We start from the raw sequence: 24,415 nt of genomic DNA, 5'->3' as shown, positions 1-24,415 counted from the left end.
AATACTCAGGCTCTTAGCCGGTTTTGCAGAGATGCTTCATAGCTGAAAATATTTCAGACAGCCTTTTTTGAGCCGTCTGAAATATATTGTGCCAATCCAAACCCTACATACGCCCTAATTCGCGCTGTAATGCCTGGATATTCTGCTGGCGGTCGAGCACATGGCCCTGTAGTTGGGTAATCTGCTGCTGGTCAATGGTGCCGCCTTTGGCGGTGCGGGCGGAAGTGAGCGACTGTTGCGCTTCGGAGAGTGCTTTGCGCTCGTTGGCCAACTCTTGTTCGAGTATGCTGCGGCGGCTGTTGCTGCCTGAGAGTTTGGGGGCGGGCGCAACTGCGGCTGGCGTGTATTTCGCAGGCACCGATGCGGCTTGCCCTGAAACGGGCTCGCGTTTAACCGCAGCCTGCTGTTTTTTCACTTCGGGCTTCGCTGCGCCTGGTGTATAGACTTGGGGGGCATCATAGCGGCTGCTGCTGTAACGCCCGATGGGCGGCAGGTTGGCAGCCTCGCAATTGCCCGTGTGGCGCGAGGTGTAGGTTATTTCGCCGTTGATCACGCAGGTGTAGATTTTCGCTGAGGCCGTTTGAATGCCTATGGTATTCAACCCGATTAATGCAACTATCCCAATGATTTTTTTCATATTCTGTTTCACGTGCAAAGAAAGGCCGGCAAGCGTGCAAAAGCACGCCGGAGTTATCTTGGCGCATAGACCCTGCCTGGGCGGCGGCAGGCTTTGCTTTTCAATGCGTTGCGGCAACAGCCGCTCCGGCTGGATCCGCCGCAGGCAAACCGGCAGAAGAAGTAGGCATGTTTTCGGTGCGGATTTGCGCTTTGGTTTGCGCATCCAACAAAATTTCGCTGGCAGCCAGCAGTAAAATGGCCTGTTTGAATGATGAATAAGACATTGTGCATCCCCGTGTTTTAATAAAATTATGAAAAAGCAAACCAGGCAGACCAATAAAGATGGGTAACTACCCGGCGCTATCGGCAAACTGTGCTTCGATTTCACGCCCGATTTGCTCAAGCGTTTCTTGCCAACCCAACCAATCCTCTTCAAGTTTACCTAATTTTACCTTAACTTCAGCCAAATTAGTGAGTAATTGCTGAAGTTTTACTTTATTTTCATCTGAATAAGCGCTTTCCTGTGCCAAAAATGCTTCACAAGCCGTTTGAATATCGTTTAGGGCAGCCATTTCTTTTTCGGCGCGCTCGATTTTCTGCCATAGCGGCTTCATGCGGCGGGCTTTTTCCTGCCGCATCTGCGCTTGCTGCCGTTTGGTGTCTTTGCGGCTCTGCGCCTGCGCGGAAGCGGCGGGCACGGCGGCATTTTCCTGCGCCAGCCGCCACAGGCGGTAATCGTTTAAATCGCCGTCAAAAGCTTTCAGACGGCCTTTATCGATTAATAAGAAACTGTCGGCAGCGGCTTCCAGCAGGCTGCGGTCGTGCGACACGATAACCAGCGCACCCTGAAAACCCTGCAAAGCCAGCGTGAGGGCATGGCGCATATCCAAATCGAGATGGTTGGTCGGCTCGTCAAGCAGCAACAGGTTGGGCTGCTGCCACACAATCATCGCCAGCGCCAGCCGCGCTTTTTCGCCGCCTGAAAAGGGCGCGGTTTTTTGCAGGGCGGTATCGCCGGTAAAGTTGAAGCTGCCGAGAAAATTGCGGATTTCCTGCTCGCGCACTTCGGGCGAAAGCTGCTGGATATGCCAAAGCGGGCTTTGGTCTTCGCGCAGGGTGTCGAGCTGGTGTTGGGCAAAATAGCCGATATTGAGTTTGTCGGACTTCACCATCTGGCCACCCTGCAAAGCCAGTTCGCCCGTCAAGGCTTTGATGAAGGTGGATTTGCCACTGCCGTTGATGCCCAACAGGCCGTAGCGTGCGCCGCTTTCGATAGAAAGGCCGATGCCGTGCAAAACGGTGGTGCCACCGTAGCCCAAGTCGGCTTGTTCGAGTTTTAACAAGGGATTGGGCATATAGTTGGGATTTTTGAACTCGAAACTGAATTCGCTGTCGAGGTGCGCGGGGGCGATGCGCTCTAGCTTTGCCAGGGCTTTCATGCGGCTTTGCGCCTGCACGGCTTTGGTGGCTTTGGCTTTGAAGCGGTCGATAAACGATTGCAGGTGTTGGATGCGTGCCTGCTGTTTGGCGTAGGCAGCCTGCTGCTGCGCCAAACGTTGGGCACGCTCGTTTTGGTAGAAATCATAGTTGCCACCGTAGAGCGTGAGCTTTTGGCCGGACAATTCAACGGTGTGGTCGGTGGCGGCGTTGAGAAAATCGCGGTCGTGGGAAATGATGATCTGCGTGCAGGGCAGGCTTGCCAAGTGGTTTTCAAGCCACAGCACGGTTTCCAAATCGAGGTGGTTGGTCGGCTCATCGAGCAGCAGCAGGTCGGCACGGCACATCAAAGCCTGAGCAAGATTCAGACGCATCCGCCAGCCGCCGGAAAAGGCTTTGACGCTTTTGCCGTGCTCTTCCTGCGAAAACCCCAAGCCGCTTAACAGTTTGGCAGCGCGGGCGGGCGCAGTGTAGGCATCGATTTCTTCCAGCCTGGCGTGGTATTCGGCAATACCCATACCGTTATTTTGCGCTTCGGCTTGCCTCAAGGCCGTCTGAAAAGCCTGCAATTCGGCATCGCCCTGCAACACATAATCGAGCGCGGAAATATCCAGCGCGGGCGTTTCCTGAGCCACCGCTGCCGTTTTCCAGTGTTTGGGCACCAGTACATCGCCGCCATCCTGCGTGATTTCGCCTTTGATCAGGGCAAACAGACTGGATTTGCCGATTCCGTTTTTGCCGATCAAGCCGATGTGCCAGCCGGGATTGACGGTGAGATTGGCTTTATCGAGCAGCATTTTCGGGCCGCGTCGCAGGGTGAGGTTTTTCAGTTCAATCATGAGATGGGGCAGCGTGGGGAAAAAGCAGTATTGTAGCGGAAACAGCGAAAGACCTATCAATATAGCCAACCTGCTACGCTAAAATCCAGCTGCAAGGCAGAGAACCCCGGGCAGCCAGGCAAGCGGCTCATTGCGCCTACGGCACTGCTGCATCTAGCTCAAAAACAATGTTACAAGTCCCTCCAGCAGCAGAATCAGCCCCATATCCAAGCTGTCTGAGGCTTGCTGCCTTATATCCGAGATAAAGTGGATTCACTATCGCATAAGCAGCGCAGTAAAGCGGACAATGCTAGCATTATTGCAAAGTGTACCGACTGCAGATAAACGGACAACAAACCAAGCAGACTTATCCGATCAAACCCATATTGTTTAGCATTTTCCACCATGCTACGCCGAGGGTGAGATGCACAATCAGCGAACCGAAAGCGATAACTGCGCCTGCCGTCCACCATTGTTTGGTGGTAGCATAGCCGGTGCCGTAGATAATCGAGGCGGGACCGGAGCCGTAGTGGGTAAGCATGCCGCCGTAGGAGTTGGAAAACAGCAGGCCGAAAGTCAGCAGCAGCGGATCGACGTTGGTTACCGCACCCACGGTGGCAAACACGGGCACCATGGCGGCGATATAGGCTCCGCCTGAAGCAAACAGGTAGCGAATGGCCACGCTCACGGTGAGAATCACGGCCAGCATAATATAGCCGCCCTGCATCTGCCCGCCGCCGATGATTTCGGAAAAATATGCTGCCAGCCACTTGAAAAAGTCGGCTTTGGCCAGCGCGGAAGATAGGCCGATAATGCCGCCATACCAAATCAGGGTGTTCCAGCCGCCTTTGTTTTGCAGGATATTGTCCCAACTGATAACGCTCACAACGATGCAGCCCACCATGGCGGCCAGTGCTACAGCAGCGGCACTGATGCCAGTAAAATCGCCTGTTATCCAGCCCAAGAGAGCAAGCGCAAAAATCACCAGCAGCATTTTTTCGCTGCGTTTCATCGGCCCCATTTCTGCCAGGCCTTTCACGACAATTTCTTCACGGTCCACTTTGGTTACTTCGGGTCTGTAAAGAAAATACAGCACTAGCGGGGTTAAAAAAGTAACCAGCAGGCCGGGGAGTGCAGCAGCGGCAAACCACTGCATCCAGCTCACTTCCACGCCCAATATCGGGATAAGCAGGCTTAGAGCCAGCGCGTTAGGCGCCATGGCGGTGAGAAAAATCATGCCGGTGTTTTTCACGGTGAAATAGGTGTTCAACATCAAAAACAGACCGCCTTTTCTGGGGCTTGTTCCGGGGTCGGAGCCGATGGCTTTGGATACACTGTTCATAATCGGGGTCATGATGCCGCCACCGCGCGCGGTTACCGAGGGCATTCCCGGCGAAATCAGCAAGTCCAGCACAGTGTTGATATAACCCAGCCGCAGCGTGGTGCCGCCGAAGCTGCGTATCATTCAGATAAGCAATGCGTTTGCCCAAGCCGGTGGACACAAACGCCGTGCTCAGTGCAAAAGCGGTGAACACCAGCCAGGTGGTGGTGGAAGAATAGCCTGCAAGCACATGTTTCATTTCTAAATCCTGCTCGTTGGGGGTGAGCCCCATGGCAATACCTGCGCCGGTAACAGCTGCCAGCAGCAGCACCGGCATCGCCCAAGGCTTGACCACCAGCCCGAAAATGGCGGCGATATACCAGCCGAACAAGCGCCAGCCGACCTGCGACAGGCCTTCGGGGGGCGTGCTGAAAAAAATCAGTACCGGAATGGCGAAGAAAGCAATCTGCTTCCAATGCCTGCTCCAGAAAGAGGACGCGGCTTGAGAGCCGTCAGATTGAGTCATGATCAAACTCCTGTGTGTTGGAATATTGTGTTATCCAAATGGTGAGCGCTAGCAGATCGGCACTGCCTCCGGTACTTAAATTGCGCTGCGTACACCATTGGTCAAACTGTTTCAAAGCGAGATATAACGGTTGCGGCCGTCTTAAAAGCTGCCCGTTAGCCAATACGGCCTGAGCCTGCCGCTGCAGTAGGCCGAGCGCTTCGATGCCACCGCGTTTCACCACGTTGGTGTCACGGTTGTGCGCCAGCAGCTTGAGCAGCGCATAACGCAGGGCGTGGCTGCGGTTCCCAGTGGCGGCAAAGGCTTGCCGGTAGGCGGGCAGCGCGATATCGGTTACGGTGGCGAAGCCGGAGAGTGCTTCGCCGCGCGCACCGCCCAGGCCGTATTCGCGGTAGAAGCGTGCGCCGGCGGTGTCGCCCTGCCCTTGCTCTTGCCGTAAGCCGGCGCAAACGGCTTGGATATCGCCGGAAAGCACCGTCCAGCCGGGCCGTTCGCCGCGCGCTATCCGCCGCCCCAACACCGCCGCCAGAATGCCGAAGGCAAACAGCGCGCCTTTGTGGGTATTGGCTCCGCCGGTGGCGTTCAGCATGGCCTGTTCGGCCTGCAAACCGACGGGGCGCACGGCGGCCAGCACGGCTTCGTCGGGCGGTCGTTGCGCGAAACTGCTGCCGGTGAGGGCGCAGCGGGTGAGAAACGGTGCCAAGGCGTGCGCGCTGGCGCGGAACATGGGCAAGGTCATGTCGGGGTACGGCCCCTGATTGTCAGCATCAACCAGCCCGGGTTGGGGGTCAGCTCGGCTTCGGCACACAAGGCGGCGCTCATGCTGCCGCCCAGCACCACGATTTCGCGATAGCGGCGGTAATGGTCGCGCATGACCGTCTGAAGCTCGTCCAAACTGTGGCGGCGACTGCGGGCGCACGCTTTGGCGGGTTCGCCGCAGCACAGGCAGGCGCGCGGCGGCAGGCCGAAACGGCTGCGGGACAGCGGTTGACCGTCGCCGCCGATGATGTCGATATCCCACAAACGGCCCAGCGGGTGCTGGTGTTCCAGCTCCATCATCAGGGGTTTCAAGACATCGGCAGCGCAATCGACCGCCAACAGCAGACTATTGCCGCCTTTCAAATCCAGATGCTGTTCGGCGCTAATAGTGATATGCCTTTCGGCCAGTATCTGTTTCAGACAGGCATAGCCTGTCTGAAAGATTTCGTCTAGAAACAGGCTGCGTTTCACCCCGCCCGGCGCCAATACGCTGAAACTCACCAAAGAGGCCGCCCTGCCCGCCAGCAGCGCCTGCTGCGCGGCATAGCGCAAATCACGCGCGGCCAGCACACTTTCCAGCGGGACTTCGCTGCCGATGAGCGGTGGGAAACCAGGGGCGGAATACATGGTTTAACCTTCCGTGGTGGCGGCGATTTGATAAACGGTGTCGATCACGCTGCCGTCGCGGTAGCGGATCATCGCCACCGGCCGCTCGGTGAAGCGGATGGCGTCGGGTTCGCCCGTCAGCATCACCGCGCGTTGGTAGAGCGCTTCGATCGGCACGGTTTCGATGCCGGCCTCGTGCAGCCGCGCCGCCAGTTTGGGGCGTTTGGGGTTGACGGCGATGCCGTGGTCGGTAACCAGAATGTCGATGTGTTCGCCGGGCGTTACCGTGGTCAGCACATCTTTCACCACGGTAGGAATACGGCCACGCACCAACGGTGCCACAATCATGGCCAAACGCGCACCCGATGCAGTATCACAATGGCCGCCCGAGGCACCGCGGATGATGCCATCTGAACCGGTGATTACGTTTACATTAAACTCTGTGTCGATTTCGAGCGCACTCAACACCACCACGTCCAGCCTTTCCACCGATGCGCCTTTGGAGCCTAAATTGGCGTATTGGTTGGCACTGATTTCGATATGACCGGGATTGCGCGCCAGCGAAGCGGTAGCCGTGCTGTCGAAGCTCTGCACGTCAATCAGCTTCTCTATCAGCCCTTTTTCATGCAGATCCACCATGCTGGCCGTGATGCCGCCAAGCGCAAATGAGGCGCTGATGTTCCGGCGGCGCATTTTGTCTTCCAAAAAGCGGGTAACGGCCAGCGAGGCACCGCCCGAACCGGTTTGCAGCGAAAAACCGTTTTGAAAATAGCCTGATTTTTCAATCACGTCGGCGGCACGGCGGGCAATCAGCAACTCACGCGGGTTAGTAGTCATACGGGTGGATCCTGCGCCAATTTTGCTGGAGTCGCCCACCGCGTCCACCACCACGATGTAGTCCACCTGATCTTGGTAAACACCGGCTGGGCTGTGCGGATAGGGTTTCACCGCTTCGGTTACCAGCACCACTTTGCGGGCGAACTGTGCATCGGCTTTAGCATAACCGAGCGAACCGCAGATGTTGTTGCCGATATAGCCGCAGGCATTACCGAAACTATCGCAACTGGGCACCGCCAGAAGCGCCACGTCCGGCACCAACTCACCGCTCTGCATCAGTTGCACGCGGCCGCCATGCGAGTGAATCTGCACCGGTTCTTCCATATGCCCTTGCGAAATAAATTCGCCGAGCTTGCCGCGCAGGCCGGAAGTATAGATTTTGCGCACCACGCCGTTGCGGATATGGGCGATCATCGGATCGTGGCAGCCCGAAAGCGAGCTGGCAGCCACGGTGAGGTTGTGAAAGCCCATGCCCGCCAATACATCCATTACCATATTCAGCACGAAATCGCCGCCGCGGTAGGAGTGGTGGAACGAAACCGTCATGCCGTCTTCCAAGCCGCAGGCTCTGACGGCGGCTTGGATGCTGGGGCAGATTTTGCGCGACAGGTATTCGTTGGAAAGTTTCACTTTTTTCACCACCGGCTCGAAAGCGCGGTATTGGCTGTTGGCTGTGCCTTTGGTAACGCGTTGTTCTCTGCTTTTGCTCATGATTTATTCCTCGCGTATGCCTGAAGTTTGCGCGCGCTGCAAAATCAAGTGCGAACGTTCGATAATCGGGGTATCGACCATTTTGCCGTTGAGCGACACCACGCCGATGCCCGCCTGCGCGGCCTCTTCGGCGGCGCGGATAATGCGCTCGGCCTGCTCAACTTCTTTCTGGGTGGGGGCGAACAGGTTGTGAATCAGGGCGATTTGCGAAGGATTGATCAGTGATTTGCCGTCGAAGCCCATCTGCTTGATTAAAGCGGCTTCGCGCAAAAAGCCCTCTTCATTGCGCACGTCGGAGTACACCGTATCAAACGCCATCAGGCCGTTGGCGCGGGCCGCGTGCAGAATGGTGGAGCGGGCGAACATCAGTTCGATGCCTTCGGGCGAGCGCTCGGTTTTCATGGCGCGCACATAGTCTTCCGCCCCCAAAGCAATGCCGATCAGGCGTTTCGAGGCTTTGGCGATTTCGTTGGCGGCCAAAATCCCCTGCGGCGATTCGATGGCGGCCAGCATCAGCGTGCAACCCACTTCTCGGCCACAAGCGCGCTCGATTTTCTCGATTTCGGCCTCCATATCGGCGATATCCTGCGGTCCGTCAGTTTTGGGCAGGCGGATGCCACTGGCACCGCCGCGCACTGCCGCATTCAAGTCGACCAGACCGTATTCGGAAGAGAGCGGGTTCACGCGCACCAGCGTTTCCATTTCGCGGTAGAGCGGGTGTTGCAGCGCGTGCGCCACCAGCATACGGGCGGTGTCTTTTTCAGACAGGGCGACCGAATCTTCCAAGTCAAACATAATGGTGTCGGGCCGATAGATAAACGATGTGCTGACCATTGCGGCGTTAGCGCCCGGCACAAACAGCATGGAGCGGCGCAGTTTCATAGCAGTTCCTCCCAATCCGCCTGCGCGCCGGCGCGCAGCAGCGCGGCTTTCACCCGTGCCTGCAACACGCAGTCGAGCGCGCCTTTGTCTTCGATTTGCAGCGCGGCTTCTTCGATATTCAAACGGTTCAGCACCGCCTCCACACTCGCCCTGATCTGCAGGGCAAACTGCTGGCCGACCGAGCTGTTGATGGTAATCAGCCTGCCGCCGCCGGGGTTGGGGCTGGCATAAACCATCACGTCGCTCGATTCCAACGTGCCGGCCACGCTGTCTTTGGTAATCGCGTTCATACACTGGCCTTTTCATATTTGTTGATTAAAAAACGGTAGGTGCTGTCGGGCACATAATGCCGCAGCGTCTCAAAATCGCCCTCGCCCAACCATTTGCGCACTTTGGTGGCCGAAATCACGTCGTTTTGGTATTCCAAACGCTGAATCTGCACCACTTCTATCGGCGGCGCGTTGATTTCGGGGGATTTCAGCCAGATGCGCATCTGTTTGTTGTAGTAATTGGTAATCACGCAATTAGGCTCGTTGCCCACGAAACGGTGGGTGATGCCCAGCGGCGGCGCGATATAAATGCGGAAAATGCTTAAATCCAATTCCATATGGCATTGGTGGACGATGCTTTCCTGCTTCAGGAAATAACAGGGGAAGGTAGCGCGGGAAATGATATAGGGAGAGCCTTCGTGCACCGTTAAGCGCGAAAGGTGGGCCGTGCCCGCCTTAATCAGCGCCAAACGGTCGGCGTAGGAAAACTGCGATTTGTCTTCACCCACCACAAACAGGTGCAACCAGTCGCATTGCGCCAACGCGCTCTCGATCAGATTAAAGATGGCCGTTGGTAAACGGGTTGGCGTCATCACGATGGAGCTGATACGCTCGCCGGGCTGCTTGAGCGCCGCCAACCGGGCCTGATACTGCTTCAGGCGGACGGGGCTGTTTTCCAGCAGCACCACACGGCCCGGCACGGCGGCAATCGGATAGAAACTGCAGTCGGTAAAAAACGGCTCATTTTCGGGTTTGGTGTAGATAAAGAGATGATGGTAGCCGAGTTCGGCGGCCAGTTGGATCAGCGAAGAGGCCAACGTGAGCGCAATGCCCTGCCCGCGGCAGCTGTCGTCTATCGCCACACACTTAATCACCCCAAATGCAATACCTCCGCAGGCAATGATTTCGCCTTTGCCGTTACGCAGTACCAAAAACACTTCAATAAAATCATCTACATTGAGATTGTTTTGATGTAGAAACTCAGTAACTTCATGGATACCTTCCAAATCACCAGTATAAATTCGCTCAAATTCACACGATACCGAATCCATAACATCTCACACCGTGTTAATTAAATTACAAATTTTGAACAAATTTTAGACTTGGTATGCCGGTTTTATTCTAACTTTAATCAAAAAATGTAGTTTTTTTCATCTCGTCAAAAAATTTAAAAGTATTTAAATTTAAAAGTATTTTATAGTTAAATTACTAATTCATGCATAGAATTTTTGAAAACTCAAAACACACCATAATAATAGTTAATCTAATAAAATTAAGTATAAGGCTGTAAGACGCAACGGACTCAGCAGTCTTGCTTTGCAAGGACTAGGCGATATAGTCAGTCATCTCCTCATCAGCCAGCGTTTACGTAGCGCCTGTTGGCTTAACCTACTTTGATCTCAGTGGCCTACAATATCCATGTCTGTATCTCAAAGGAAACTCGCCGGCTTCATGATAAGCTCATCGGTCTCAAGCATTAAGGAAAGATCGGCTGGGGAAACCGTCAGGTAAAGTAGTGGTTTTTGGTATTCCCAAGCGGGATGGCAAAGCTTATACGACCATAGTGAATAACGCCGCAAAGAAAGCTTGTTTCCTGTTATTGTGAGGAAATTATGCCTGACAGTGTAGTTTATATGGATAGTTTGAACAGTTACGATGCATAGAGTTTTGGCAGCCCCCCCATCACCGGATAAATCACGGCAGTTTGCCGACCAACAAAAACATATTAATAACAGCATTGGAAATTTTTGGAATCAGACAAAACGTGTCTTACATAAATACAATGGAATCGATCGAAAATCCTCCCCTTTATTTTAGAAAAAATGCAAATTTCGGGTTTAACTTCGGTACACCATTCCAGCATCTTAAGGCCCTGCGGAATTGATATAGGACTTAGGGTTTAATCTAGTACAACTCCTTCTAAAAAATCCCAAAATAGGTTCTCAAGCAAAAATTAAAAATGTAACCAACTAAATTTTAGATACTACATGCCATCTGAAATATTCAGACGGCCTGTAGTTCCAAGTTTCAAGCAGAAAAGCTGTAAACATCTCGGTTTAATGCGTGTGTTTCATACCGTGGCTGTCGGCATTGCCGTTGGTTTTCGGTACGTTTTGTACTTCCATGGTAACGGTTTGCGGTTTGGCGCGTTTGAATTTCAAAGTAACCTCCACTTTATCGCCCAGTTTCAGCTGCTTTTTCAAACCCATAAACATGATGTGGTAGCTGCCGGGCTTCAGTTCGGTGGTTTGGCCGGCTTTCAAGGGGATGCCGCCCGCTACTTCGCGCATACGCATCACGCCATTGTCGTTCACATGCGTGTGTACCTCCACTTTGTCGGCTACTGCACTGCTGCCGCCGATAAGAAAATCGTTTTTGCCGGTGTTGTTGGTGATGTTCATGAAGGCGCCGCCCATCGTCATGCCTTCCACGGTAGCGCGCGCCCAGGGTTGCTCTACGGTGATGTCTGCTGCCCACGCTGTTTGGCTGAGTGCGGCGGCCAGCAATATTGCCGGTATTTTCTTCATTTCAAACTCCTTTGTCGGGGTGGAAAAATCAGGTTTGAGCAGCCTTTATAGCAGCAATGGCCGCCTGAAAATATGACCTGTCTCAAACCTGCCTGAGAAATTTAGAAAAGATTAAAGCCGTATTCCCGCCAGAGCGACATCAGCCACAGTAGTGCCAGCAGCGCCAATGCCAGCATCTGCGCGGCGGCGCCGGCGTCTTTGGCGCGCTCGGCCGGCTCGTGCCGTGCTGCGGAGGCGTGGTCTGCGGCGGCTTCAACGGCGGTGTTAAACAATTCGACTATCAGCGATAAAAACGATGCGGCAACCAGCACCATGCGGGTAACGGCGCTGAAATCGAAAACAAACGCCGATATAACCAATATAGTGTTCAGCCACAGCAATTGGCGGAACGCGCTTTCGTGGCGGTAGACCGAGCGCAGGCCGTCCAGCGAATAGCCTGCGGTACGGATGATACGTGCGATGCCGCGTTTGCCTTTCATTTTTTCTGCATAGTTTTGCCCGGTCATGGCGTTATCCTTTCAGACGGCCTCACGGTTTTGCCCAAGCCGCAACGGTGTCGGCAAACATGGCGGCCGCATCGAAACCTTTCTGTTTCATGATTTCTTGAAAACCGGTGGGGCTGGTTACGTTGACTTCGGTGAGGCAGTCGCCAATCACGTCCAAACCCGCCAGCAAAATGCCCCGGCGTTTCAATTCGGGCGCCAGGGTTTCGGCAATTTCGCGGTCGCGTGCGGAAAGCTCCTGCGCCACGCCGCGCCCGCCTGCGGCCAAATTGCCGCGCGTTTCGCCCTGTTGCGGGATACGTGCCAGCGCAAACGGTACCACTTCGCCGCCGATCACCAACACGCGTTTGTCGCCGTGCACGATTTCGGGCAGATAACGCTGCGCCATGATGGTGCGGGTGTCGAGCTGCATCAGGGTTTCAAGTATGCTGCCGGTGTTGGGGTCGGCTCCGGTGAGGCGGAAGATGCCCATGCCGCCCATGCCGTCCAGCGGTTTCACGATGATGTCGCCGTGTTCCTGTAAAAAGGCGCGCACATCGGTGGCGCAGGTGCTCACCAGCGTAGGCGCGGTGAAGCGGCTGAAATTCAGAATCGCCAGTTTTTCGTTGAAATCGCGCATGGCCTGCCCGCTGTTGAACACTTTCGCGCCCTGCCCTTCGGCCAGCGTAAGCAGTTGGGTGGCGTAGAGATACTGCATATCGAAAGGCGGGTCGGTGCGCATAATCACGGCATCGAAATCTTTCAAGGCTGTCTGAATTTGTTTTCCTGCCCTGAACCATTCGTGGCCGTTATCGTTTTCGGCACCAACAAATTCAAACGGTGCAGCCTGAGCGGCCACCATGCCGTTCTGCACCGAAAGCCCGCTGCTCAGGGTGTGGAACAGCGCCCAACCGCGCGCGGCCATTTCGCGCATCATGGCGTAGGTGGTGTCTTTATAGGTTTTGAACGTTGCCAACGGGTCGGCGATAAATAAGATTTTCATAAATGTCCTTTTTTGAATGGCGGCAATCATACACGCGATAGGTGCAGGCCGTCTGAAAAACCGTTCTGCGTTTCAGACGGCCTAGATGTGGTGCCTGTAGCAAACTTACAATTTACCGATATCAAGCAGCAAACCGCCAACAATACGGCCATGCGGGGCTGCACCTTCACTGCAACTTTAACAATGCCGCCAATCGAAGCATAGCGATGCCCAGCCCTCCCGACACTTTGATGCACATCACGCGGCGCGCACCAGAGTTGTCAGCCATATTTAATATGGTCTGCATTTTGAATCATTTTTTACCTTTAAAAAACCAACTTGATTTACCTTTTTCAGACGGCCTGGAATACCAACGGTTAAAACTGATACGGAACCGGTTCTGCCGCACTTGCAGCCTGCCTAGCCGCTTTCTTTTACCCAAGCCCGCCCGCAAATGCCAAGCCCGGCGGAGGCAAAAACAGATTCACTACACCTGCCAGTCTATCCCGTCCAAGCCGTGCCGCTGCAAGTAAGCGTTAGCCTGCGAAAAATGGCGGCAGCCGAAAAAACCCCGATAGGCCGATAGCGGCGAGGGGTGCGGCGCGCTTAACACCAGATGGCGGCTGCGGTCGATAAACGCGCCTTTTTTCTGCGCATGGCTGCCCCACAGCATAAACACCACGTTGCGGCGGTGTTCGTTTAATTGTTCAATCACACGGTCAGTAAACTGCTCCCAACCCAGCGCGGCGTGGGAATGCGCCTGATGCGCGCGCACGGTGAGCACGGTGTTGAGCAGCAGCACGCCCTGCTGCGCCCAATGTTGCAGACAACCGTGGTTGGGAATGAGAAAACCTTCGATGTCGCCGGCCAGCTCTTTATAAATATTCGCCAGCGACGGCGGAATATCTACTTCGGGGCGCACCGAAAACGCCAGCCCGTGCGCCTGCCCTGCGCCGTGGTAAGGGTCCTGCCCCAAAACCACCACTTTCACCCGGCCAAACTCAGTGGCTTTAAACGCGTTAAACACATCTGCCGCAGGCGGATACACCGTTTGCCCGCTTATGCGCTCGGCTTTAACGGTGTTCAGAATATGTTGGAAATAAGGCTGCTGCTTCTCTGCGCCGAGGGCTTCTTGCCAAGTTTGCATAAACCGCTCCGTAATCGGGATAAACGAACCATGCCATTATATAAGAAACAGCCGTCTGAAATAGCTTCAGACGGCCTGTCGGCCTGCAGCAATAGCCTGTATAATCGCAGCCTGATGATATTTTCTGCTTTGCCATGCTTAAATTCACCCTGCACAAAACCGATGGACACGCCCGCCGCGGCACGCTCGAACTCAACCACGGCAGCATCGAAACTCCCGTGTTTATGCCGGTCGGCACCTATGGCTCGGTAAAAGCCATGTCGCCCGGCAATCTGCACGATATCAAAGCGCAGATTATTCTCGGCAACACCTATCATTTATGGCTGCGCCCCGGGCTGGAAGTTATCGAACAATTCGGCGGTCTGCACCGCTTTATCGGCTGGAGCAAACCGATTCTCACCGATTCGGGCGGATTTCAGGTATTTTCGCTCGCCGATATGCGCAAACTCACCGAAGAAGGCTGCACCTTCAAAAGCCCGATTAACGGCGACAAACTGTTTTTGTCGCCCGAAATCTCGATGAAAATCCAAACCACGCTCAATTCCGACATCGTAATGCAGCTCGATGAATGTACCCCCGGCGAAGCCACCCGTGCCCAGGCAGAAAAATCGCTGCAAATGAGCCTGCGCTGGGCGGAACGCAGTAAAAAAGCCTTTGAAGATTTGAATAACCCCAATGCCCTGTTCGGCATCGTGCAGGGCGCGATGTATGAAGAGCTGCGCGAACAATCACTACGCGGGCTGGAGCAGTTTGACTTTCCCGGGCTGGCTATCGGCGGCTTATCAGTGGGCGAACCCAAACCCGAAATGTACCGCATATTGCGTGCCATCGGCCCGATGCTGCCCGCGCACAAACCGCATTATCTGATGGGCGTGGGCACACCCGAGGACCTGGTATACGGCGTGGCGCACGGCGTGGATATGTTCGACTGCGTGATGCCCACCCGCAACGCCCGCAACGGCTGGCTGTTTACCCGCTTCGGCGACATCAAAATCAAAAACGCCAAACACCGCCAAGACACCCGCCCGCTCGATAAAAGCTGCACCTGCTACACCTGCCGCAACTTCAGCCGCGCCTATCTCTATCATTTGCACAAAGCCGGCGAAATTCTCGGCGCACAGTTAAACACCATACACAATCTGCATTTTTATCAAGTGATCATGGCCGAAATGCGCGAAGCCATCGAACAAGGCAAGTTTGCCGACTGGCAGGCACAGTTCCACGAAAACCGCGCGCGCGGAGCAAACTAAACATTTACCCCAAGCAAAAAAGGTAAACCGATGAACGCCAAATTACTTTCATTTATTTTAGGTGCCGCAATATATCAGGCAGCTTCTGCCGATGTATTGATTGATGTGCGCACACCAGATGAACACGCCCAATCCCATATCCCAAACGCCGTCCTGATGCCTGTAGACACAGTAAAAAACAGTATTTCCACCGTTGTGCCCGATAAAACAGAAACGGTTTATCTCTATTGCCGCAGCGGCAACCGCGCCGAACATGCGCGCCAAACACTGCTTGAAATGGGCTATACGGATGTAAAAAACCTAGGCAGTTTGGAAAATGCCCGCGTGTTTCTCCAAAAACACCCTCAAACAACCACCGCAATCCGGACACCGAAATAACAAACGCCATAACCAATCAGCCCAATAAGTTAAGCACCAGGTAGCCTAGCGCAAACAATGCCGGTAATACAGAGAGCGCAACACCGCCATAGTTTTCCAGCAGACTGGCTATAATAAAATAAAAGGGGCTGTACTAGATAACTAGGGAAATTTAACTTCAGGTTAGAATAATCCCTATGAGAAAAAGTCGTTTAAGTCAGTACAAGCAAAACAAACTGATTGAACTATTTGTTGCAGGTGTTACCGCTCGCACAGCGGCGCAATTAGTTAGCGTCAATAAAAATACCGCTGCCTATTACTTCCACCGTTTGCGCTTACTTATCTATCACAACAGCCCGCATCTGGAAATGCTTGATGGTGAAGTAGAAGTTGATGAAAGCTATTTTGGCGGACAACGCAAAGGCAAACGTGGTCGCGGTGCGGCTGGCAAAGTGGCTGTATTCGGGCTTTTGAAGCGTAATGGTAAGGTTTACACCGTTGCCGTACCCAATACACAAACTGCGACTTTATTGCCAATTATCCGCGAGCAAGTGAAGCCTGATAGCATTGTTTATACCGATTGTTACAAAAGTTATGACGTTCTTGATGTGAGCGAATTTTCACATTTTCGGATCAATCACAGCACACATTTTGCTGAGCGACAAAATCACATTAACGGAATTGAGAACTTTTGGAACCAAGCAAAACGCCATTTACGCAAGTTTAACGGCATTCCCAAAGAGCATTTTGAACTGTATTTGAAAGAGTGTGAATGGCGTTTTAACAACAGTGAGATAAAATTTCAAATTTCTATTTTAAAACAATCAGTAAAGCAGGATTTGTTCTAGTTATCTAGGACAGCCCCAAATAAAAAGCGTAGTAAACAATCCGGTTTACCTTTATTGCGTTAACAGGCCGTCTGAAAATGTTTTCAGACGGCCTTTCTGATACCAAAGCCTGTTTAAAGCCTTTTCAGATTATTCTAGCGGCTGATTTTAAAGTGCCTGCATAGCCTGGTTTGGGTCGGGTATGGTTTGATAATGGATTAAGCATCAACAAAACAATGCCAAAGTCGAGTAGATAACAGGGTTTTGGATTAATTGCCGCCTTCAGTATTTGTAATCCCTGCAATGGCTGTCTACCCAATAGCGGGTACGGTATGGATAATAACAAAAAACAGCTGCTCTTTTCGGCCAATTTTCAGCGGGATCATGGTATCTGTTTTCGAGAAAACAGATACATTATTTCTAAATAAATATTGAGGCTACCGTAGATTAGCAGTTATGACAAGCTGCCAAAATGAAGATAACCCACTGTAAGCTAAATAAGAGTTTCCCAAGAAAACTGCTTGAATATTTGGGGCTGTCCTAGATAACTAGAACAAATCCTGCTTTACTGATTGTTTTAAAATAGAAATTTGAAATTTTATCTCACTGTTGTTAAAACGCCATTCACACTCTTTCAAATACAGTTCAAAATGCTCTTTGGGAATGCCGTTAAACTTGCGTAAATGGCGTTTTGCTTGGTTCCAAAAGTTCTCAATTCCGTTAATGTGATTTTGTCGCTCAGCAAAATGTGTGCTGTGATTGATCCGAAAATGTGAAAATTCGCTCACATCAAGAACGTCATAACTTTTGTAACAATCGGTATAAACAATGCTATCAGGCTTCACTTGCTCGCGGATAATTGGCAATAAAGTCGCAGTTTGTGTATTGGGTACGGCAACGGTGTAAACCTTACCATTACGCTTCAAAAGCCCGAATACAGCCACTTTGCCAGCCGCACCGCGACCACGTTTGCCTTTGCGTTGTCCGCCAAAATAGCTTTCATCAACTTCTACTTCACCATCAAGCATTTCCAGATGCGGGCTGTTGTGATAGATAAGTAAGCGCAAACGGTGGAAGTAATAGGCAGCGGTATTTTTATTGACGCTAACTAATTGCGCCGCTGTGCGGGCGGTAACACCTGCAACAAATAGTTCAATCAGTTTGTTTTGCTTGTACTGACTTAAACGACTTTTTCTCATAGGGATTATTCTAACCTGAAGTTAAATTTCCCTAGTTATCTAGTACAGCCCCTAACCTTTTATTAACGGGGTGCCGGAGCATAACCTTTTACCTGCATTTAAAAGAAGGAGCTGTATTAGATTAGCCCTAAATACCACACCAAATCCGCCGTGTTTTCAACTGCTCTTTTGGTGTACCACAGTTAAAACAAAATTCGCATTCTTTCAAGAATAATTCGCAGAACGCGCTTTGCCTGATTCCGGAAGTTTTCAATGCCGTTGATATGATTTTGGCGGTCTGCAAACAGCAGGGAATGATTGATGCGATGATGGATAAATCTGCTCACATCCAACACGTCATAGCTTTTACAGTAATCAGTATAAGCAACATTGTCAGGCATAATTTTTCTTTTAATAACAGTAATTAAAGTTTCTTGCTTAGTGTTTTCAACAACAATGGTAAAGACTTTGCCATTGCGTTTCAAAATACCGAATACAGCTACTTCGCAGGCTGCACCGCGACCGCGTTTGCCTTTGCGCTGTCCGCTAGAACAGCTTTCATCCGACTCAACAGAACCATCAAAAACCTTCATCTGCTTGAAGCGCTAAACGACAGGCAATGACTTGGCGGATTTTTCGATAAAACAGTGCGGCTGAATTGGGATTAATATCCAATAAATTAGCGGCTGCGCGAGCGGTAACTTCGGGCACAAAAAATTCAAGCAACTTCTTTTGTGCTTTTTTGTTTAGTTTACAGTTTGTTATTTTCATTTTTGCAGGGCAACACAACTCTAATCTAATACAGCCCCTAAAAGAAACCCGGGGTCTCGCTTCAGCCACCGACAAAATGATCTGTATAAAGCACTATTGGAAATGTTGCAGAAAGACCCTTTAAAATGAATTTTGCTTCATAAGCACCTTGCTTTTTTAAAGATAATGAGTTCATCAGTTTTTAGAGAAAATTTAGATGATGGAAATTACTCTTATTAATACAAATACATATGTATTTTGGGGCTGAAATCTAAAAAATGCTGTCATGTTTAACAGTTTGAATCGTTCTGCTATGGGACTAAATCTGATTAAGAAAAGGATGGTTGCTTGTGCCTTAGCGAAAATGTGTGGCATTAATGTGCTTACTGATTTTTCGGCAAAAGAGTATTCGGAAACTTTCAATATACTGTTGAATCAGGCTTATGAAACAAATGCAAGAAACTATTAAGACTATGTCTGGTAGTACCTGTGCTATATTGAAGAGGAAAAAACTAGTGAAGCATGGATTATATCTGTGGTTTTCAATTCTAAGTTACAAGGATTCCGAAGGCCAGATAAGCATCTAATTTCACCAAGAAATTTCACATTAACTATTTGATATAACAAAGAATTTTTTTCATTGGAGCGATTTATCATAACTTGGCCACTTAATCTTTTTAATAGGAAGCAAAATTAGCCCAAATGTCGATTTCTCAGTATTTTAAGCAAGACTTTATACAGATTATCATGCCTGTGATTGAAGCAAAATTCGGTTTCCTTTAAGTGTAAATAAAAAGTCTGTTTCGATACACTGTAGGAAATGGTCGGGTTGTTTACACAACAGGTTGGGAATGAAGCCTGTAAGACCTCAAAAGGGGTGTCACCTTTCAGGCTCTTGTGGGGCTTGACGTTATTATAAAAGTTAACAAAACGACATAACTCTTTTTGCCGGTGCGCCGAATCCTTAAACGGATGCTTGTCATGCCACATTTCCATTAAGGTACGGACAACCCGCCCGGCTTTACCATTGGTTTGCGGCCGGGCAACACGGGTGAATTTTTGGCTTATGTTGTTTGGCACACAGGCAATGCCAAACGGGTGCCCCGCATTGTCACGATATTCCGCACCGTTGTCGCAATAGGCGCATTCGATGGTATAGGACAACAATCTATCACATCGCGCAAAAGAAATTTGGCTGCGCCGGCTGCTGTACGGTCCGGCAATATCGCAGCATACCGCTCGCGGGAAAAATCATCAATGGCAACAAACAGATAATCCAGATGGTCGGTTGCTTTTTGGTTTTGTAGCAAAGGCAGCCGTTTGGTATCGAAACGAACCGTTTCGCTGGGATAGGATTTGTTATAACGCTTTGCCTGTTTTTTGAGTTTCTCTTCGATTTCCCGCTCGACTTTGACCAGGCGTTTCATGCCGTATTTGGTTTATTTAAAGCGGTTGTTGGTGCTTTTTTGCGGGGTGGGCAGCCGCAACCGGGCTGCTTTGAGTATACGGTAAATCGTTACTCTGCTGACACGGTAGTGTTGTGCCAACGAAGTTACACTGAATTTTGTCTTGTGTATAAGCGCGTCAAATGGCCTGGCGGTTATGCGGGGTTAGCCGGGTATTTTTATGGATATTCATGCAGTATTGTCTTTCAAATACTGTAAACAACGCTAGCTTTTACTACAACTCAATCCTTTTCATTCCAATTAATCCCATTATGGTTGCAGTAACGGATAGATTCGCGCAAAGCCGCTTCCGGTTCGGCAGCGGAAGCGTATTTGCGCGTATGGAAACATTCCGACTTTAATGTGCCGAAGAAGCTTTCCACGGCCGCATTGCCCAAACAGTTTCCTTGCGCGACATGTTTTGCACCGGTTTGCATTTGCCCGATTCAATTTGGTAATCCCGCGCCCATACCGATCCGAACACAGTATCGGCTTTTCAGACGGCAAAAGCCAGGCACGGGCAGCCCTATACATGCCCGCATCGGCCGCCTACCGCATGAACGCCTTTCCCGCCTTTATCGGCCGTCTGAAAGCCGGGAAAAAACCGCCGAAACTCATCTATTGTTGCAATTATGCGAAAGCTGGTAACCATCGCTTTCTACATTTTGAAAAACCAAACGGAATACGACAAAACCCGTTACGGATTAACAACATAAATTAACAATACCAAACAGAAAAATGCCCCGCAAAAGCAGGGCACGGCTTGGTTGTTGCCGAAAGAATACATCAACGGCATTGACACTTTCACACACTATCTTGATTGCTTAAATACTTCTTTCAATATTTTCCCGACCGAATCGACAACGCCGGGTTGTAGGATTCAGCAACCGATGATTTCTCCGTTAAACCAGTCCGTCAGCGGCAACAGTTGCGCTTTTCCCCACCGGCATCGAACCCGGCAACCGATGATTGCCTTGTTGAACCAATCCATCAGCGAAGAAAGATACAACTTTTCTCCCGCATTATTGAGCTCCGTGGCAGCCCTTACCCGTTTCCCATTTGGCTTTTCCGCCTTGAAACGGCGTTGCAGGATAGCGGCACAACGTTGCCGGCCTCTTTCGAACGGGCGATGGACGGCATTGGCACCGCCGTACCGCCGCCCCGGCCCGACACCGCCTTCAGACGGCTGATTGTCTTGTGGTTGGCCAACATCCCTGCATAGCGGATTGCCGCCGTTATCCTGCGGCAGCCGCAGCGTCCTTTGTGTTGCCGGCAAGCCGCACGGATATGCCGTTTCAAACCGGCATATTGGTCTTCCGCCGAATGCGCTGCCGGTTGGCAGCAGAAGGCAGTAGCATGTACCGCGCCCCGAATCTTCCCCGGCGCCGTCTGAGCAGCCGTGGCTGCGGAAGATACTATGCGGCTGCCCCATCATCTCCAAAGCCGTTTCAAAGGATAGTCCTGCCTTAATCCTGAGACGACTCGGCATCTTTCTGCCGCGCTTCGTTCTTCCCGGATTCAGACATCGGGCTGTTTTCAGACGGCCTTTGCCCGCGGTATCGGGCGGTTGTCGGGCCGGTATGGAATCCGCCGGCCGGGGCGCGTCCCTTTGGGGATACCCCTTCATTTCTGACCATGACATGGCGTTCATCTTGAGATTCAAAGGGTTGCAATCCAAAGGGCAGTCGGAGATGCCTGGCTTTTTTAACGGTTTCAGGTTGTTTGATCTTTTTTACAGATTTTCCGTCCTGCACATCTTGGCCAGTTTGGTTTCTCCACAGGCTGCCCGCCTTTCGGGCTGGGATTCAAACCGTCAAGGTACCACCGCAAACAGGAACAGGCCGTCTGAAACATATTTTCAGACGGCCGTCATGTAATCTTTTCTTTCCGATTACTGTATGCGGGTGCCTACTCGACTGATGTCGCTGAAGTTCATCCAGATAAAGAAAGCCTTGCCGACAATCAATTTGTCGCTCACAAAGCCCCAGTAACGGGAATCTTCGCTGTTGTCGCGGTTGTCGCCCATCATGAAATAATGGCCTTCGGGCACGGTGCAGCGGAACCATGAGCCGTCTTCCGCATATTCGCAGCTTTGCCGGTCAGGGAAATCGGAGCGTACGCCTTGCGGCAGAAAGCTGGGCTGCCCGGCGATTTTCAGCACTTCGAAATGGTGTGTGCCTATGGTTTCTTGAAAAACTTGGGTCTCGATGGTAATCATGCCGTATTGCGGTGTGTTTTCCTGATAGTTTTGAATACCGCTGGAACGGTCTTCAACGATTTGGCCGTTGATGCTCAACACCTTATTTTTATATTCGACAACGTCGCCGGGCAGGCCGACGGCGCGCTTGATATAGTTGATTTTGGTGTCTTCGGGATAGTTGAACACCACCACGTCGCCGCGCTCCACTTGGCCGGTGGGCACCAGCACGTTATTGACAATCGGTGTGCGGATGCCGTAGGCAAATTTGTTCACCAGGATAAAGTCGCCCACCACCAGCCCCGGGCGCATGGAGCTGGAGGGAATTTGAAACGGCTCGGCCACAAAGGTGCGCAACACAAACACCACCAGAATAATCGGAAAAAAACCGCCCATGTAATCGGTGAAATGGTTGCTGTCGCCTACCGGGCTTTTTTTCAGACGGCCTTTGTGGATAAACCATACGGTGCCGGTAAACAGTACGAAAATCAGCAGCACGGCTGTAAAGCTCATAAATACCGACAAAATGCCGAATATGCCTACCATCATCAGCAGGTATCCCCATTGCAGGCCGCCGCTCCACTCGCCGCCCTCTTCCCGCAGTTTGCTGCTTTTTGCATACAAAACCAGGCCTGCGGCCAAGGCGGCCAGTGCGCCCCAAATCAAAGTATTGTTCATTTATTTGTCCCCAATCTGCAAAACTGCCAGAAATGCGCTTTGCGGAATTTCCACATTGCCCACCTGCTTCATGCGGCGTTTGCCGGCTTTTTGTTTTTCCAAGAGTTTTTTCTTACGGGTGATGTCGCCTCCGTAACATTTCGCCAACACGTTTTTGCGCAGGGCTTTAACGGTTTCGCGGGCGATAATCTGGCTGCCGATGGCTGCCTGAACGGCAATGTCGAACATTTGGCGCGGAATCAGTTCGCGCATTTTTGCCGCCAGCTCGCGACCGCGGAACACAGCGTTGGCGCGGTGCACTATCAGGCTTAAGGCATCGACTTTTTCGCCGTTTACCATGATATCGAGCTTGATTAAATCGGCAGCCTGGAATTCTTTGAATTCGTAATCCAAAGAGGCGTAGCCGCGCGAAGTGGATTTGAGTTTGTCGAAAAAATCCATCACCACTTCGTTCATGGGCAAATCGTAGGTAAGCATCACTTGGCGGCCCATATACTGCATATTTTTCTGCACGCCGCGTTTTTGGTTGCACAAGGTCATCACTGCGCCCACATATTCCTGAGGGGTGAGGATGGTTGCGGTGATAATCGGCTCGAAAATTGTGTCGATGCTGCCCACATCGGGCAGTTTGGAAGGGTTCTCCACTTCGATTTTTTCGCCGTTTTTCAGCAATACTTCATAAACCACAGTCGGCGCGGTGGTGATTAAATCCATATCGAATTCGCGCTCCAAACGCTCCTGCACGATTTCGAGGTGCAGCAGCCCCAAAAAGCCGCAGCGGAAGCCGAACCCCAGCGCTTGCGACACTTCCGGCTCGAATTTCAGCGAGGCATCGTTTAACTGCAGTTTTTCCAGTGCATCGCGCAAAGCTTCGTAATCATGGCTTTCCACCGGATAAAGCCCGGCAAACACCTGCGATTGGACTTCTTGGAAACCCGGCAGCGCCTGCGGGGCGGGGTTGGCAGAGAGCGTGATGGTGTCGCCCACTTTTGCCGCGTTCAGCTCTTTGATGCCGGTAATCAGAAAGCCCACCTCGCCTGCTTTCAGCTCGGATTTGGCTACCGATTTCGGGGTGAACACGCCGAGCTGTTCGGCCTGGGTTTCGGCTCTGGTACTCATAAACAGCACTTTGTCTTTCAGTTTAAGACGGCCTTGCTTCACCCGAACCAGCATCACCACGCCCACATAGTTGTCGAACCACGAATCGATAATCATGGCTTGCAGCGGGGCATTTTCATCGCCTTCGGGTGCGGGGATTTTGGCCACGATTTCTTCCAGCACGTCTTCCACACCCAAGCCGCTTTTAGCGGAGCATTGCACTGCATCTGCCGCATCGATGCCGATGATGTCTTCGATTTCCTGCGACACGCGGTCGGGGTCGGCAGCAGGCAGGTCGATTTTATTGAGCACCGGCACCACTTCCACACCCAAATCGATGGCGGTGTAGCAGTTGGCCACGGTTTGCGCTTCCACGCCCTGCGAAGCGTCCACCACCAACAGCGCGCCTTCGCAGGCGGAAAGCGAGCGGGAAACTTCGTAAGAAAAATCCACGTGCCCCGGGGTGTCGATTAAGTTGAGCAGATAAGTCTGCCCGTTGCGCGCTTTATAGTTGAGGGCGGCGGTTTGCGCTTTGATGGTGATGCCGCGTTCTTTTTCGATGTCCATCGAATCGAGCACCTGTGTGCTCATTTCGCGCATTTCCAAACCGCCGCAATATTGGATAAAGCGGTCGGCCAGTGTGGATTTTCCGTGGTCGATGTGGGCGATAATGGAGAAATTCCGGATGTTTTTCATTGAGTTGGACATACTG

General features: G+C 51.8%; 23 protein-coding genes and 7 pseudogenes. 5 read left to right on the top strand and 25 right to left on the bottom strand.

Translation table 11 applies throughout. The features are described 5' to 3' along the window. Positions 1-103 precede the first annotated feature (103 nt). The 11 genes and pseudogenes from H7A79_RS00970 to citC form a co-directional block, all read right to left on the bottom strand. The gene (locus tag H7A79_RS00970; protein ID WP_187000778.1) at positions 104-637 is read right to left on the bottom strand and encodes a hypothetical protein; all 534 of its coding nucleotides are present in this window, start codon (positions 635-637) and stop codon (positions 104-106) included. A gap of 100 nt (positions 638-737) precedes the next feature. Then, positions 738-902: a hypothetical protein gene (locus tag H7A79_RS00965; protein ID WP_187000777.1), complete on the bottom strand. Its 165-nt coding sequence runs from the start codon at positions 900-902 to the stop codon at positions 738-740. Between the two features lie 66 nt (positions 903-968). Next, the gene (locus H7A79_RS00960) at positions 969-2,894 is read right to left on the bottom strand and encodes an ATP-binding cassette domain-containing protein (RefSeq protein WP_187000776.1); all 1,926 of its coding nucleotides are present in this window, start codon (positions 2,892-2,894) and stop codon (positions 969-971) included. A 346-nt stretch (positions 2,895-3,240) separates the two neighbouring features. Continuing rightward, on the bottom strand, positions 3,241-4,338 hold the full coding sequence (locus tag H7A79_RS00955) for a DASS family sodium-coupled anion symporter (RefSeq protein ID WP_281384941.1): 1,098 nt from the start codon (positions 4,336-4,338) through the stop codon (positions 3,241-3,243). A gap of 61 nt (positions 4,339-4,399) precedes the next feature. Beyond that, positions 4,400-4,720 (bottom strand): annotated as a pseudogene (locus tag H7A79_RS00950) (anion permease); the annotation flags it as partial. Beyond that, positions 4,707-5,459: a triphosphoribosyl-dephospho-CoA synthase gene (locus H7A79_RS00945; protein WP_246408001.1), complete on the bottom strand. Its 753-nt coding sequence runs from the start codon at positions 5,457-5,459 to the stop codon at positions 4,707-4,709. The pseudogene H7A79_RS00950 and the gene H7A79_RS00945, both read right to left, overlap by 14 nt. After that, complete coding sequence (gene citX, locus H7A79_RS00940; protein WP_187000774.1) at positions 5,456-6,106, bottom strand: citrate lyase holo-[acyl-carrier protein] synthase; 651 nt, start codon at positions 6,104-6,106, stop codon at positions 5,456-5,458. The genes H7A79_RS00945 and citX overlap by 4 nt, the downstream gene beginning before the upstream one ends. Before the next feature lie 3 nt (positions 6,107-6,109). Further along, on the bottom strand, positions 6,110-7,633 hold the full coding sequence (gene citF / locus H7A79_RS00935; RefSeq protein WP_187000773.1) for a citrate lyase subunit alpha: 1,524 nt from the start codon (positions 7,631-7,633) through the stop codon (positions 6,110-6,112). Positions 7,634-7,636: 3 nt separating this feature from the next. Then, positions 7,637-8,515 carry an aldolase/citrate lyase family protein gene (locus tag H7A79_RS00930; RefSeq protein WP_187000772.1) on the bottom strand — a complete coding sequence of 293 codons (879 nt, stop codon included), beginning with the start codon at positions 8,513-8,515 and terminating at the stop codon, positions 7,637-7,639. Continuing rightward, on the bottom strand, positions 8,512-8,805 hold the full coding sequence (gene citD / locus H7A79_RS00925; protein ID WP_187000771.1) for a citrate lyase acyl carrier protein: 294 nt from the start codon (positions 8,803-8,805) through the stop codon (positions 8,512-8,514). Before citD ends, H7A79_RS00930 begins: the two co-directional genes overlap by 4 nt. Further along, a complete protein-coding gene (gene citC, locus H7A79_RS00920; protein WP_187000770.1) occupies positions 8,802-9,836 on the bottom strand; it encodes a [citrate (pro-3S)-lyase] ligase in 1,035 nt (344 codons plus the stop codon). The genes citD and citC overlap by 4 nt, the downstream gene beginning before the upstream one ends. 428 nt (positions 9,837-10,264) lie before the next feature. Here citC and H7A79_RS00915 point away from each other — a divergent pair. Beyond that, positions 10,265-10,669, top strand: a pseudogene (locus H7A79_RS00915) (transposase); the annotation flags it as partial. Positions 10,670-10,841: 172 nt separating this feature from the next. Here H7A79_RS00915 and H7A79_RS00910 read toward each other — a convergent pair. From H7A79_RS00910 to ung, 5 genes and pseudogenes are all read right to left on the bottom strand, one after another. Further along, on the bottom strand, positions 10,842-11,312 hold the full coding sequence (locus H7A79_RS00910; protein WP_187000769.1) for a copper chaperone PCu(A)C: 471 nt from the start codon (positions 11,310-11,312) through the stop codon (positions 10,842-10,844). Positions 11,313-11,413: 101 nt separating this feature from the next. Next, entirely contained in the window at positions 11,414-11,818 is a 405-nt protein-coding gene (locus H7A79_RS00905; RefSeq protein WP_187000768.1) for a diacylglycerol kinase, read from the bottom strand. 22 nt (positions 11,819-11,840) lie between these two features. Continuing rightward, complete coding sequence (gene gshB / locus H7A79_RS00900; protein ID WP_135037568.1) at positions 11,841-12,797, bottom strand: glutathione synthase; 957 nt, start codon at positions 12,795-12,797, stop codon at positions 11,841-11,843. Between the two features lie 132 nt (positions 12,798-12,929). After that, positions 12,930-13,083: pseudogene (locus tag H7A79_RS00895) on the bottom strand (uL14 family ribosomal protein); the annotation flags it as partial. 180 nt (positions 13,084-13,263) lie between these two features. Beyond that, on the bottom strand, positions 13,264-13,923 hold the full coding sequence (ung, locus tag H7A79_RS00890) for a uracil-DNA glycosylase (protein WP_135037571.1): 660 nt from the start codon (positions 13,921-13,923) through the stop codon (positions 13,264-13,266). Positions 13,924-14,057: 134 nt separating this feature from the next. On the opposite strand from ung, the gene tgt reads away from it, so the two are divergent. From tgt to H7A79_RS00875, 3 genes are all read left to right on the top strand, one after another. Next, positions 14,058-15,173: a tRNA guanosine(34) transglycosylase Tgt gene (gene tgt / locus H7A79_RS00885; RefSeq protein WP_187000767.1), complete on the top strand. Its 1,116-nt coding sequence runs from the start codon at positions 14,058-14,060 to the stop codon at positions 15,171-15,173. Positions 15,174-15,203: 30 nt separating this feature from the next. Further along, positions 15,204-15,551, top strand: coding sequence for a rhodanese-like domain-containing protein (locus H7A79_RS00880; protein ID WP_187000766.1), 348 nt, complete (start codon positions 15,204-15,206; stop codon positions 15,549-15,551). Positions 15,552-15,727: 176 nt separating this feature from the next. Then, positions 15,728-16,378 (top strand): IS1595 family transposase, encoded by a 651-nt coding sequence (locus H7A79_RS00875; RefSeq protein ID WP_186999959.1) that lies wholly within the window; start codon positions 15,728-15,730, stop codon positions 16,376-16,378. A 527-nt stretch (positions 16,379-16,905) separates the two neighbouring features. Here the strand turns inward: H7A79_RS00875 and H7A79_RS00870 are convergent. From H7A79_RS00870 to H7A79_RS00850, 5 genes and pseudogenes are all read right to left on the bottom strand, one after another. Beyond that, the gene (locus tag H7A79_RS00870; RefSeq protein WP_186999959.1) at positions 16,906-17,556 is read right to left on the bottom strand and encodes an IS1595 family transposase; all 651 of its coding nucleotides are present in this window, start codon (positions 17,554-17,556) and stop codon (positions 16,906-16,908) included. Positions 17,557-17,683: 127 nt separating this feature from the next. Next, positions 17,684-18,306, bottom strand: a pseudogene (locus H7A79_RS00865) (IS1595 family transposase). A gap of 672 nt (positions 18,307-18,978) precedes the next feature. Next, positions 18,979-19,092: pseudogene (locus H7A79_RS00860) on the bottom strand (IS1595 family transposase); the annotation flags it as partial. Between the two features lie 42 nt (positions 19,093-19,134). Next, positions 19,135-19,923: pseudogene (locus H7A79_RS00855) on the bottom strand (integrase core domain-containing protein); the annotation flags it as partial. 49 nt (positions 19,924-19,972) lie between these two features. Continuing rightward, positions 19,973-20,128 (bottom strand): IS3 family transposase, encoded by a 156-nt coding sequence (locus H7A79_RS00850; protein WP_167743223.1) that lies wholly within the window; start codon positions 20,126-20,128, stop codon positions 19,973-19,975. Between the two features lie 104 nt (positions 20,129-20,232). Between H7A79_RS00850 and H7A79_RS00845 the strand changes: the two are divergent. Continuing rightward, positions 20,233-20,446: pseudogene (locus tag H7A79_RS00845) on the top strand (IS110 family transposase); the annotation flags it as partial. A 328-nt stretch (positions 20,447-20,774) separates the two neighbouring features. Here H7A79_RS00845 and H7A79_RS00840 read toward each other — a convergent pair. The 4 genes from H7A79_RS00840 to lepA all read right to left on the bottom strand — a co-directional run bounded on the left by H7A79_RS00840 (position 20,775) and on the right by lepA (position 24,399). Further along, the gene (locus H7A79_RS00840; RefSeq protein WP_187000022.1) at positions 20,775-21,029 is read right to left on the bottom strand and encodes an IS3 family transposase; all 255 of its coding nucleotides are present in this window, start codon (positions 21,027-21,029) and stop codon (positions 20,775-20,777) included. Between the two features lie 167 nt (positions 21,030-21,196). Next, the gene (locus tag H7A79_RS00835) at positions 21,197-21,484 is read right to left on the bottom strand and encodes a hypothetical protein (RefSeq protein ID WP_353663616.1); all 288 of its coding nucleotides are present in this window, start codon (positions 21,482-21,484) and stop codon (positions 21,197-21,199) included. 137 nt (positions 21,485-21,621) lie between these two features. Then, the gene (lepB, locus tag H7A79_RS00830) at positions 21,622-22,605 is read right to left on the bottom strand and encodes a signal peptidase I (RefSeq protein WP_187000764.1); all 984 of its coding nucleotides are present in this window, start codon (positions 22,603-22,605) and stop codon (positions 21,622-21,624) included. Beyond that, positions 22,606-24,399, bottom strand: coding sequence for a translation elongation factor 4 (gene lepA, locus H7A79_RS00825; protein ID WP_135037475.1), 1,794 nt, complete (start codon positions 24,397-24,399; stop codon positions 22,606-22,608). Between the last annotated feature and the right edge of the window lie 16 nt (positions 24,400-24,415).

This window comes from Neisseria musculi, from assembly GCF_014297595.2.
GTDB lineage: Bacteria > Pseudomonadota > Gammaproteobacteria > Burkholderiales > Neisseriaceae > Neisseria > Neisseria musculi.
The sequence above is the reverse complement of the archived record's forward strand: the minus strand, read 5'-3'. Positions and strand labels throughout refer to the sequence as shown.

Excerpts from the sequence above, each read along its gene's own strand:
- H7A79_RS00970 (WP_187000778.1), bottom strand. The coding sequence starts at position 637 with ATGAAAAAAATCATTGGGATAGTTGCATTAATCGGGTTGAATACCATA.
- H7A79_RS00965 (WP_187000777.1), bottom strand. The coding sequence starts at position 902 with ATGTCTTATTCATCATTCAAACAGGCCATTTTACTGCTGGCTGCCAGC.
- H7A79_RS00960 (WP_187000776.1), bottom strand. The coding sequence starts at position 2,894 with ATGATTGAACTGAAAAACCTCACCCTGCGACGCGGCCCGAAAATGCTG.
- H7A79_RS00955 (WP_281384941.1), bottom strand. The coding sequence starts at position 4,338 with ATGATACGCAGCTTCGGCGGCACCACGCTGCGGCTGGGTTATATCAAC.
- H7A79_RS00945 (WP_246408001.1), bottom strand. The coding sequence starts at position 5,459 with ATGACCTTGCCCATGTTCCGCGCCAGCGCGCACGCCTTGGCACCGTTT.
- citX (WP_187000774.1), bottom strand. The coding sequence starts at position 6,106 with ATGTATTCCGCCCCTGGTTTCCCACCGCTCATCGGCAGCGAAGTCCCG.
- citF (WP_187000773.1), bottom strand. The coding sequence starts at position 7,633 with ATGAGCAAAAGCAGAGAACAACGCGTTACCAAAGGCACAGCCAACAGC.
- H7A79_RS00930 (WP_187000772.1), bottom strand. The coding sequence starts at position 8,515 with ATGAAACTGCGCCGCTCCATGCTGTTTGTGCCGGGCGCTAACGCCGCA.
- citD (WP_187000771.1), bottom strand. The coding sequence starts at position 8,805 with ATGAACGCGATTACCAAAGACAGCGTGGCCGGCACGTTGGAATCGAGC.
- citC (WP_187000770.1), bottom strand. The coding sequence starts at position 9,836 with ATGGATTCGGTATCGTGTGAATTTGAGCGAATTTATACTGGTGATTTG.
- H7A79_RS00910 (WP_187000769.1), bottom strand. The coding sequence starts at position 11,312 with ATGAAGAAAATACCGGCAATATTGCTGGCCGCCGCACTCAGCCAAACA.
- H7A79_RS00905 (WP_187000768.1), bottom strand. The coding sequence starts at position 11,818 with ATGACCGGGCAAAACTATGCAGAAAAAATGAAAGGCAAACGCGGCATC.
- gshB (WP_135037568.1), bottom strand. The coding sequence starts at position 12,797 with ATGAAAATCTTATTTATCGCCGACCCGTTGGCAACGTTCAAAACCTAT.
- ung (WP_135037571.1), bottom strand. The coding sequence starts at position 13,923 with ATGCAAACTTGGCAAGAAGCCCTCGGCGCAGAGAAGCAGCAGCCTTAT.
- tgt (WP_187000767.1), top strand. The coding sequence starts at position 14,058 with ATGCTTAAATTCACCCTGCACAAAACCGATGGACACGCCCGCCGCGGC.
- H7A79_RS00880 (WP_187000766.1), top strand. The coding sequence starts at position 15,204 with ATGAACGCCAAATTACTTTCATTTATTTTAGGTGCCGCAATATATCAG.
- H7A79_RS00875 (WP_186999959.1), top strand. The coding sequence starts at position 15,728 with ATGAGAAAAAGTCGTTTAAGTCAGTACAAGCAAAACAAACTGATTGAA.
- H7A79_RS00870 (WP_186999959.1), bottom strand. The coding sequence starts at position 17,556 with ATGAGAAAAAGTCGTTTAAGTCAGTACAAGCAAAACAAACTGATTGAA.
- lepB (WP_187000764.1), bottom strand. The coding sequence starts at position 22,605 with ATGAACAATACTTTGATTTGGGGCGCACTGGCCGCCTTGGCCGCAGGC.
- lepA (WP_135037475.1), bottom strand. The coding sequence starts at position 24,399 with ATGAAAAACATCCGGAATTTCTCCATTATCGCCCACATCGACCACGGA.